Source organism: Georgenia sp., from assembly GCF_054605595.1.
Window position 1 is genome coordinate 1 of sequence record NZ_JBTSDU010000114.1, and the last position, 10,130, is coordinate 10,130.

Below are 10,130 nucleotides of genomic sequence, written 5' to 3' on the forward strand. Positions count from 1 at the left end.
GTCCGGCCGGGTGCGGCGCGCCCCGCACCCGTCCTACTCCTCGGGGTCGGCCCAGTGACCGGCGTCGCGCTCCTGCCACAGCTCCTCGCGGGCCGCGGCCTTGGCGTCCATGAGGTCGTGGTAGCCGCGCCGCTTCTCCGCGCGGGTCGGGCGGTTCTCCTCCTCCATGCGCAGGTCGGTGCCGCGGGGGCCGAGCAGCTCGGCACCGGTCTGCATCGTGGGCTCCCAGTCGAAGACGACGCCGCCCTCGACGGGACCGATCACGACAGTGGCGCCGGAGACGGCACCGGCACGGAAGAGCTCCTGCTCGATGCCGATCTTGGCGAGCCGGTCGGCGAGGTAGCCGACGGCCTCGTCGTTGTTGAAGTCGGTCTGCCGCACCCACCGCTCCGGCTTGGCGCCGCGGACCTGGAAGTAGGGACCGCCCGGGCCGGTGCCCGGCCTGACGGTGAAGCCGGCGTCGTCCACGGCTGTGGGCCGCAGGATGACGCGGGTCGCCTCGGGACGCTGGGTCTCCTCGCGCGCCCGGGTGACGATCTCTGCGAGAGCGAAGGAGAGCTGCCGCATGCCCTCGTGTGAGGCGGTGGAGATCTCGAAGACGCGCAGCCCGCGCGCCTCGAGGTCGGGTCGAACCAGCTCGGCGAGGTCCCGCGCCTCGGGCACGTCGATCTTGTTGAGCACCACCACGCGGGGGCGCTCCATGAGCGGGACGCGGCCGCCGGCGATGTCGAGGTCGAGGCCGGCGGCATACGCGCCGAGCTCGGCCTCGATGGTGTCGAGGTCGGAGACGGGGTCGCGGCCGGGTTCGAGGGTGGCGCAGTCGAGCACGTGCACGATGACGGCGCAGCGCTCGATGTGGCGGAGGAACTCCAGGCCGAGGCCCTTCCCCTGGGAGGCCCCGGGGATCAGCCCCGGGACGTCGGCGACGGTGTACCGCTCCGACCCGGCCTGGACCACGCCGAGGTTCGGCACGAGCGTCGTGAACGGGTAGTCGGCGATCTTGGGCCGCGCGGCGGACATGGCAGCGACGAGGGAGGACTTGCCGGCGCTGGGGAATCCTACGAGGGCGACGTCGGCGACCGACTTCAGCTCGAGGATGAGCTCGATCGTCTCGCCCTCCTCACCGAGCAGGGCGAACCCGGGCGCCTTGCGCCGCGGCGAAGCGAGGGCGGCGTTGCCGAGGCCGCCGTGCCCGCCCTGGGCAGCCAGGAAGCGGGTGCCGGCGCCTACCATGTCGGCGAGCACCTCGCCGTCGGCGGACTTCACGACCGTGCCGTCGGGGACCGGGAGGATCAGGTCCTCCCCGTTCTTCCCGCCGCGCATGTCGCCTGCCCCCTGGGTGCCGGAGGTGGCGTTCTGGTGCGGGGAGTGGTGGTACTGCAGCAGGGTGGTGACCTGCGGATCGACGACGAGGACGACGTCGCCGCCGCGCCCGCCGTTGGCGCCATCGGGCCCGGCGAGGGGCTTGAACTTCTCGCGGCGGATCGAGGCGCAGCCGTTGCCGCCGTCACCGGCCGCCACGTGGAGCACCACGCGGTCTACGAAGGTGGCCATCGGCTTTCCTCTTCCCTGCCGTGCGGCCCCGTGGTGCGCCGCGCTAGTGGTTCCAAGCATGCGACAGGGGCGGACGGCGTCAAGCCGTCCGCCCCTGTCAGGAGCTGGTGGTGCTCAGGCGTCGGCGAGGACGATGTCCACGACCTTGCGGCCACGACGGTTGCCGAACTGCACGGCGCCGGGCTCGAGGGCGAACAGGGTGTCGTCCTTGCCGCGACCCACGTTCTGGCCGGGGTGGAAGTGCGTGCCGCGCTGACGAACGATGATCTCGCCGGCCTTGACGACCTGACCGCCGAAACGCTTCACGCCGAGGCGCTGGGCGTTGGAGTCGCGGCCGTTCCGGGAGGAGCTGGCGCCCTTCTTGTGTGCCATCTCGAACCTGCTTTCGTGTTCTTCGTCGTGGGGGGAACGGGCCCGGGCGGGCCGCGGGCTTACTTGATGCCGGTGACCTTGAGGCGGGTCCGCTGCGAGCGGTAGCCCATGCGCTTGCGGTAGCCGGTCTTGTTCTTGAACTTGATGATCGTGATCTTCGGGCCCTTCTCGGCCCGGACGATCTCGGCGGTGACCTTCACCTTGTCGAGGGCGCCGGCATCCGTGGTGACCTTGTCACCGTCGACGAGCATGATGGGCTCGAGTTCGACGGTTCCGCCGACCTCACCGGTCAACTTGTCGACGACGACGACGTCGCCGACGGACACCTTCTCCTGACGGCCGCCGGCCTTGACGATCGCGTACACCACGTTGCTGCTCATCTCTGTCGTTGCGGGTCGGGCCTCGCGCGGTCCCGGGACGACGATCCCGTCGGAGCGCAAGACTCACTGAGTGCGGCGGCCTCGTGAGGCGCACCGACGCCCCAGGTTACGCGTCGGCGCCGCGACGGGCAAATGACGCCGGGCCGGAATACGCCGGTCCCGTTGTGGGATCCGGCACAGGATGGCCGATCCTGGCGATGGGTGGCGCCGACGTCGCCTGGCACCGATGTCAGTGGCCACTGGGAGGGTACCGACATGGACGAGACACCCCGCCCCAGCGCCGCCGCCCTGCTCGCCGCATTCTTCGCACGTTCTCCCGTCCTCGCCCATCCGTCGGTGCGCGGGCACGCCGGGGAGGTACGGCGGCACCTGGAGGTCTACCTCGACACCGATTACGAGCGGTTCCTGACGCCTTCCGAGCTGGTGCTCGCCGGGGCGGAGCGCGAGCTCGACCCGGCGGGGGCGGTCGCCCGGGTCACCGACGCGGAGGCCCTGGTGGCGGGCCTGCCCGGGTTCGTCGACGACGCGTGGCTGATGCCGGGCGTGCCGCGCGCGCGGGCGCAGCTCTTCCTCGTGCTGCGACTGGTGGAGTGGCTCGTCGGTGCCGGCCACGTCGACCGCACCGAGATGGCCTGCTTCCTGCTCGACGTCGAGGCCGCGGTGGTGCGTGCACGGCGTGATCTACGGGACGCCGGCGCACCCCGCCGGACACGGGCCACCAGATGATCCGGCCGGTCGGTGAGCTCGGTAACCAGATGATCCGGTCAGTCGGTGAGCTCCGCGAGCGCGAGCGCCACCCGAGTGGGGCCCGAGATGAGCTCGGCCACGAGGCCCGCCGTGGCCGGGTCGTCGAGAGCGGCGACGACGACACGCGCCACGTCCTCACGCGGGACGGACCCCGATCCGGTGTGCCTGGCCATCGTGACGTTGCCGGTGCCCGGGTCGTCGGTCAGCCGCCCGGGCCGGATCACGGTCCAGTCGAGGTCGCGGGACATGAGGTCCTCGTCGGCCGCCTTCTTGGCGTCCATGTACGCGGCGTACACCTCGTCCTCGATACCCGCGCTGCCACGCTCGGCGCCGATCGCGGAGACCATCACGTACCGGTGCACCCCGGCCGCCTCGGCGGCGTCCGCGAGGAGCGCCGCGCCGCCACGGTCCACCGTGTCCTTGCGCTGGGCACCACTGCCCGGTCCGGCCCCGGCCGCGAACACGACGCCGTGCGCACCCTTCAGGAGGGCGGCGAGCTCGGCCACGGTGCCGTGCTCGAGGTCGAAGAGGACCGGTTCGGCCGCCACCTCGCGCAGGTCGGCGGCGTGGTCGGGGTTGCGGATCAGTCCGAGGACCTCGTCGCCACGCTCGGCGAGGTGTCTCTCGACGATGCGGGCGACCTTCCCGTGGCCCCCGGCGATGACGATCTTCATGCCCCCGACCTTACGTGTTGTTCGCGTACCGCCCTTTCGAGCTGCTCGCGCACCGTGTTCGCGTACCGCCGTTCGAGCTGCTCGAGCGCCCTCCCACGAACTCATTCGCGTACCGCGCCCTCGAGCATGCCCTGGATGAAGTGGCGCTGGAGGAAGATGTACAGCACGACGACGGGAAGCGCGACGAGCACTGCGCCGGCGGCGAGCAGCACGGTCCCCTGGACGTACTGGCCCTGGAAGAGGGCCAGGCCCAGCGGCGCGGTGCGGAGCTGGGCGTTGGGCGACATGACCAGCGGGATGAGGAACTCGTTCCATGTCCACATGAACGTCAGCAGCACGAGCGTGACCACGGCCGGTCTGGCGACCGGCACGAGGACCTGCCACAGGACCCGGTGGTGTCCGGCGCCGTCGAGGCGGGCGGCCTCGATGATCGACCGGTTCGCGCCGCGGAAGGTGGACCGCATCCAGAAGGTGCCGAACGCGATCGACTGCGCCACCTGCGGCAGGGCGATCCCCCAGTACGTGTTCGTCAGCCCGAACTTCTGGAAGTCGAAGAACAGTGGGACCACGATCGCCTCACTGGGCACCATGAGACCGAGCAGGAAGAGGTAGAAGATCGCCGTCGAGCCCCGGAAGCGGAACGCGCCGAGCGCGTAGCCGGCCATGAGCGAGCAGACACCGGCCACCACCACCACGATGACCGCGACGACGACGGAGTTGCGCATGTACTCCCCGAACCGGCCCTGCTCCCAGGCCCGTCCGAAGTTCTCCGGATGCACCGCTCCGGCCGCCGCGTCCACCGGCGTCTCCGGGGACAACGCGGTGACCAGGATCGTGACGATCGGGGTCAGGGCGATGACCGTGAAGACGAGAAGGATCACGTAGTTGCCGAGGCGCTCCGCGCCGGAGATCCTCACGACTCCCGCTCCCCGATACGGTTCACGACCAGGTTGATCACGAAGATCAGGGCGGTCAGCACCACGGCCACCGCCGTCGCGGAACCGACCTCGCCGAGCTGGAAGGCCCGTCGGTAGACCTCGTAGGAGGGCACCGTCGTCGACCTGCCCGGCCCGCCGGATGTCGTGACGTACACGAGGTCGAAGGTCTTCAGGGCCGCGATGATCGTCAGCGTCAGCGCGACGACGATCTCGGCGCGCACCGACGGCAGCGTGATGTACCAGAACTGGCGGACCATCCCGGCGCCGTCGAGCGTCGCGGCCTCGTACAGCTCGGTGGGGACCCGGGACATGCCCGCCATGAGCAGGACGGTCACCAGGCCGGTGGACACCCACGTGCCGATGAGTCCGACGGCCGGCAGCGTGAGTGTGAAGTCACCCAGCCAGGGACGCGTCCAGGTCTCGAGGCCGACGGCGCGCAGGACGTCGTTCAGCAGGCCGTCCGGGGCGTAGATCTGCCGCCACGCCACCGCGACGACCACCATGGCGATCACCTGCGGCAGGAACACGATGGTGCGGAAGAACGCGAGGCCGCGCACCTGCCCGCGCGTGAGGATCGCGGCGAGGACGAGGCCGATCGCGAGCGGGAGGACCGCGAAGAAGAAGATGAGCACCAGGGCGTGCGTGAACGCCGCCCGCAGTTGCTCGTCGGCGAAGACGTCCGCGTAGTTGGCGAAACCGACGAACGTGGCCAGCGTCAGCCCGTCCCACTCGTAGAGCGAGAGCAGCACCGCCCGGCCGAGCGGGTAGATCAGGAAGAGCACGTACAGCACGAGCGCGGGCAGCAGGAAACGCCACGGGGCCAGCCCGTACATGCTGCGCCGGCGGGCGGGCCGGGCGGGACGTGTCACATCCTGCCCGGCTCGCTCACCCGGCCGCGACGAGCTCATTCAGCGACGAACTCGGCGTAGTCCGCCTCGACCGTCTCGGTGAGTTGCTGGGGGGTGATCCGCCCCGCCATGAGCTCCTGCAGCCCCTGACCGAGGGTGGTGGCCATCGTCGGCGTGCCCCAGTCGAGGTACGGGAGGAGTCCACCGGCCTCGGAGACCGCCCCGAAGGCGGTGTAGATCTCGTTCTGCACACCGGAGGCGGGTGCATTCTCGGCGGTCTCGACCACCGGCATGTTGCCGGTCTCCGCGAGCACCTTCATGGCGTCGACGCTGGTGATGAAGTCGATGTACGCGGCGGCGACGTCGGGGTCCGCGGCGGCCGAGGTGATCGTGAACGGCAGGCCGGTTCCGCCCGTGGTGACGGAGGTGCCACCGGCCTCGACAGGCGGCGGGGCGAAGAAGCCGACGTCGTCGCCCATCGCTGCCTCGAGGTCCGCGGCCAGCCAGGAACCGCCGATGAGGTAGACGCCGTCCCCCTGGGTCAGGGACTGCCAGGCGGCGTCGTAGTCGGTGCCGTTGAAGCCCTCGTTGAAGTAGCCGGCCTGGGCCCACTCCTGCAGGGTGGTCGCGGCGGCCACGTTCTCCTCGGTGGTCCAGCTCGCCCCGGGGTTGCCGAAGCCGAGCGTACGGATCGTGTCGGCGTCGACGTGGGTGCCCTGGATGGGACCGAAGACGTGCAGCGCCGGCCACTGCTCGATGTTGCCCAGCAGCAGCGGGGTCTGCCCGGCGGCGGCGATGGTGGCGAGCTGCCCCTCGAAGTCGCCCCACGTCTGCGGAAGCTGCAGGCCGAGCTCGGCGAGCTTGGCCCTGGAGTAGAAGACGCCGACGATCTCCCCGACCTGGGGCATGCCGTACAGCGAGCCTTCGCCGAAGACGGTGCCGTCGGGGCTGTAGCTGGAGTACTGCAGGACGGACTCGGGGTACCTCTCGGGCCACGCGTACGCCTCGGACCACGGGTCCAGCGCGACCAGCTGGTCGGCGGCGACGAACTGACCCATCTGCGCGCGGGCATTGTTCGCCTGCACGACATCGGGGGCGTCGTCGCCCGTCAGCGCCAGGCGCAGCGTCGTGTTGAGGTCGTCGAAGGACTGCGAGACACGCTGGATCTCGATGTTCGGGTACTGGTCCATGAACGCGGCGTTGAGCTGCTCCATCTGCTCGTTCTGCCCGCCGCGGACCTCCTGGTCCCATACGACGAGGGTCTGGTCCTTCAGACCGGAGATGTCGGTGACCACCTCACCCGTCGTGCCGGTCGAGGTCTCCTTGGCTGCGTCGTTGGACCCGGGGGTGCACGCGGCAAGCACGAGGGCCGCCGCGAGCAGGGCAACCGGGGCTGCGACCTTCGTGGGACGCACGGTTCTGCTCATCTTCTCTGATCTCCTGTCTGGTGCCGAGCGCACCCATTCTGGCAAAGCATCTCGCGTGCGGTCGTATCCGTCACCGACGACCACGCCGCAACCCGCGCCCGTCGCGCCTCGAGGAGGTGCGTTCGCCCACCCACGACTGACCGGGGGGCGAGACCATTCGGTTCGGTCCCACCCCCCGGCCAATACGTCGCAGCGGCGCTACTCCGCAGACTTGGGCGTGACGATCTTCGTCTCGCCCGGCGTCACGACGCCGCCCGAGACCGCACGGCGGCTCCGGCGGGCTCGTGCCGGGGCCGGGACGGCCGGCGCCTGGCTGTCAGCGGACGCGGCGGGCGCCTGGGGTGCGGTGGGCGCCTGGGATGCGGCGTGCGTCGTGGCCGCACCGGCCGCCGGGGCTGCCCCGATGACACCGGAGGTGGCCGGTGCCGCCCCGATGACACCCGTGCTCGTCGGCGCGCCATCGACCGCCGGTGCACCCGTGGGTGCCGGCGCGCTGGACGGCGCGGTGGCGCGGCGTCGGGCCGGTCGACGGCGTCCCGTGGGCGCTGTCTCGGCGGGCGCCGGCTCGACGGCGGGCGCCGGCTCGGTCACCCGCTTTGTCGAGACGGCCTCGTCGGACCGGTGCTCCGGCGCATCAGCCGCGCCGTGGACGTCCTCGTTGTGGGCGCTGGCGGCAGCGGCCGCGATGGTGGCGAGCGTGGCCTTGACGGCCTTGCGGGCGGCCACCGTCTCCGGGTCCTCGGCGACGGGCTCGGGGGCGGCCTCGGCAGCCGGCTCGGCGCCCCGACGGCCGCGACGGCGCGAGGAGGATCCGCCGTCGTCCGAGCCGTGCGAGTGGGACTCGTCGGACCGCTCGACCGGCTGGTCGTGCACGATGAAGCCGCGGCCGTTGCAGTGCTCGCACGGGGTCGAGAAGGCCTCGACGAGGCCCTGCCCGACGCGCTTGCGGGTCATCTGGACCAGACCGAGTGACGTCACTTCGGCCACCTGGTGGCGGGTGCGGTCCCGGCCGAGGCACTCGATCAGGCGGCGCATGACGAGGTCGCGGTTGGACTCGAGCACCATGTCGATGAAGTCGATGACGATGATGCCGCCGATGTCCCGCAGCCGGAGCTGGCGGACGATCTCCTCCGCCGCCTCGATGTTGTTGCGGGTGACCGTCTCCTCGAGCGTGCCGCCGGAGCCGGTGAACTTGCCGGTGTTGACGTCGACGACGGTCATGGCCTCGGTGCGGTCGATGACGAGCGAGCCGCCCGAGGGCAGCCAGACCTTGCGGTCCATCGCCTTGGCGAGCTGCTCGTCGACCCGGTGGCCGGCGAAGACGTCCGTGCGGTCCGTCCAGTGGTGCATCCGGTCGGCGAGGTCGGGCGAGAGGTCCTTGACGTAGGTCGAGATCGTCTGCCACGCACCGTCGCCGGAGACCACGAGGGACTCGAAGTCCTCGTTGAAGACGTCCCGGACCACGCGCACGGCGAGCTCGGGCTCACCCTTGAGCAGCAGCGGTGCGTTCTTGGCGTTCTTGGCCTTGGCCTCGATGTCCGCCCACTGCTTCGTCAGCCGCTCGACGTCGGCGCGGAGCTGCTCCTCGGTCGCCCCCTCGGCAGCCGTGCGCACGATCACGCCGGCCCCCGCGGGGACGATCTCCTTGAGCAGCTTCTTCAGGCGGGCCCGCTCGTTCTCGGGAAGCTTGCGCGAGATGCCGGTCATCGCCCCGGAGGGCACGAGCACGAGGTGCCGGCCCGCCAGGGTGACCTGCGCCGTCAGGCGGGCGCCCTTGTGACCGATCGGGTCCTTGGTGACCTGGACGAGCACGGCGTCCCCGGACTTCAGGGCCTGCTCGATGCGGCGTGGCTGTCCCTCCATGCCGGCGGCGTCCCAGTTGACCTCGCCGGCGTAGAGGACGGCGTTGCGACCCTTGCCCAGGTCGAGGAACGCGGCCTCCATCGAGGGCAGCACGTTCTGGACACGGCCGAGGTAGACGTTGCCGACCATCGACGTCTGCGTGTGCCGTGCGACGTAGTGCTCGACGAGGATGTCGTCCTCGAGGACGGCGATCTGGTTGAGGCCGTCCTTCTCGCGCACGACCATCTTGCGACCCACCGCCTCGCGTCGGGCGAGGAACTCGGACTCGGTGATGGTCGGGCGACGGCGGCCCGCCTCGCGCCCCTCGCGGCGGCGCTGACGCTTGGCCTCGAGCCGCGTGGAGCCCTTGAGGGCCGTGACCTCGTCGCGTGCGGTGCGGCCGGTCGGCTCCGCCTCGCCGGACCGGCTGCCACCGCTGCTGCGGCGACGGCGGCGGCGGCGGCGCGAGGACGAGCTCGACGTCTCGTCGTCCTCGGACTCGTCGGCGTCCGAGGGCTCGTCGGTGTCCTGGGGCTCGTCGGTGTCCTGGGGCTCGTCGGCCTCCGCCGCCCTGCCCCGAGCGGTCTCGTCGGCTGCGGTGGAGTCGTCCTCGGTCGATCCGTCGCCGTCCTGGCCCCCGCGGTTGCGGCGGCCACGGCCACCACGACGACGACGCCGCCGCCCCGTGGAGCTCTCCTCGTCACCGTCCGCGGCGCCATCCTCGGGCTCTGCCTGGGTCGGGGTCTCCTGGGACGGTGCCTCGTCGGCGGCCAGGGTCTCGGCGTCGGGGGTGCCGGCGGGTGCTTGGGCCCGACGGCGGCGCGGACGCGCCTTGGCCGGGTCCGGAGCCTGGAAGAGCAGCGCCGTCGCGGCCAGCCGCGGGCCGGTGTCGTCCTCGCCCGTGGTCTCGGCCACTGTCTCTGCGGTTGCGGCGGCGACGACGTCCTGCGGGCTGATCTCCTCGTCCTCGTCGCCGGGGCGCGCGCTGCCCAGCTCCGCGAAGACGTCGAGGCGCTGCTCGGGCGAGCGGGCGGGGGCGGAGGCCCGGCGGCTGCGGCGGGCGGGACGCCGAGGTGCCTGTTCGTCCGCCGCGGGCTCGTCCGTCGCCGCGGTCCGCTCCTGGGGCGTGACGATGGCTCGGTCGAGGTCGGCGAGCACGGGGGCGGCGGGCTCGGCCGGAGCGGCCGTCGTCTCGCTGGCGGGCTCGGCCGGAGCGGCCGTCGTCTTGGTGGCGGCCCGGCGGGTCCGTGGCTTCTTGGGGGCTGCTGCCTGCGCCTCCTCGGCGGCCTCGGGCACGGCGACGTCGCCGTCGCTCGGCTCGGCCGCCTCGGCCGCGGCGGAGGCGGCA

At 71.7% G+C, this 10,130-nt stretch carries 9 protein-coding genes; 1 reads left to right on the top strand and 8 read right to left on the bottom strand.

Annotated features, from left to right (window positions below; genetic code table 11):
- Positions 1-33: 33 nt before the first annotated feature.
- The 3 genes from obgE to rplU form a co-directional block, all read right to left on the bottom strand.
- On the bottom strand, positions 34-1,554 hold the full coding sequence (gene obgE, locus ACYC1Z_RS12025) for a GTPase ObgE (protein ID WP_461409767.1): 1,521 nt from the start codon (positions 1,552-1,554) through the stop codon (positions 34-36).
- Positions 1,555-1,668: 114 nt separating this feature from the next.
- Entirely contained in the window at positions 1,669-1,926 is a 258-nt protein-coding gene (rpmA, locus tag ACYC1Z_RS12030) for a 50S ribosomal protein L27 (RefSeq protein WP_461409768.1), read from the bottom strand.
- A 59-nt stretch (positions 1,927-1,985) separates the two neighbouring features.
- Positions 1,986-2,306, bottom strand: a complete 321-nt coding sequence (gene rplU, locus ACYC1Z_RS12035) for a 50S ribosomal protein L21 (protein WP_461409769.1) — start codon at positions 2,304-2,306, stop codon at positions 1,986-1,988.
- A gap of 255 nt (positions 2,307-2,561) precedes the next feature.
- On the opposite strand from rplU, the gene ACYC1Z_RS12040 reads away from it, so the two are divergent.
- Positions 2,562-3,032 (top strand): hypothetical protein, encoded by a 471-nt coding sequence (locus ACYC1Z_RS12040; RefSeq protein WP_461409770.1) that lies wholly within the window; start codon positions 2,562-2,564, stop codon positions 3,030-3,032.
- Between the two features lie 38 nt (positions 3,033-3,070).
- On the opposite strand, the gene ACYC1Z_RS12045 is transcribed toward ACYC1Z_RS12040, so the two are convergent.
- The 5 genes from ACYC1Z_RS12045 to ACYC1Z_RS12065 all read right to left on the bottom strand — a co-directional run bounded on the left by ACYC1Z_RS12045 (position 3,071) and on the right by ACYC1Z_RS12065 (position 10,078).
- Positions 3,071-3,727 carry an NAD(P)H-binding protein gene (locus ACYC1Z_RS12045; protein WP_461409771.1) on the bottom strand — a complete coding sequence of 219 codons (657 nt, stop codon included), beginning with the start codon at positions 3,725-3,727 and terminating at the stop codon, positions 3,071-3,073.
- 101 nt (positions 3,728-3,828) lie between these two features.
- Positions 3,829-4,644 carry a carbohydrate ABC transporter permease gene (locus ACYC1Z_RS12050; RefSeq protein WP_461409772.1) on the bottom strand — a complete coding sequence of 272 codons (816 nt, stop codon included), beginning with the start codon at positions 4,642-4,644 and terminating at the stop codon, positions 3,829-3,831.
- On the bottom strand, positions 4,641-5,498 hold the full coding sequence (locus ACYC1Z_RS12055) for a carbohydrate ABC transporter permease (RefSeq protein ID WP_461409774.1): 858 nt from the start codon (positions 5,496-5,498) through the stop codon (positions 4,641-4,643). The genes ACYC1Z_RS12050 and ACYC1Z_RS12055 overlap by 4 nt, the downstream gene beginning before the upstream one ends.
- Positions 5,499-5,569: 71 nt before the next feature.
- Complete coding sequence (locus ACYC1Z_RS12060; protein ID WP_461409773.1) at positions 5,570-6,940, bottom strand: ABC transporter substrate-binding protein; 1,371 nt, start codon at positions 6,938-6,940, stop codon at positions 5,570-5,572.
- Between the two features lie 198 nt (positions 6,941-7,138).
- Positions 7,139-10,078 (bottom strand): Rne/Rng family ribonuclease, encoded by a 2,940-nt coding sequence (locus ACYC1Z_RS12065; protein ID WP_461409775.1) that lies wholly within the window; start codon positions 10,076-10,078, stop codon positions 7,139-7,141.
- Positions 10,079-10,130: the final 52 nt, after the last annotated feature.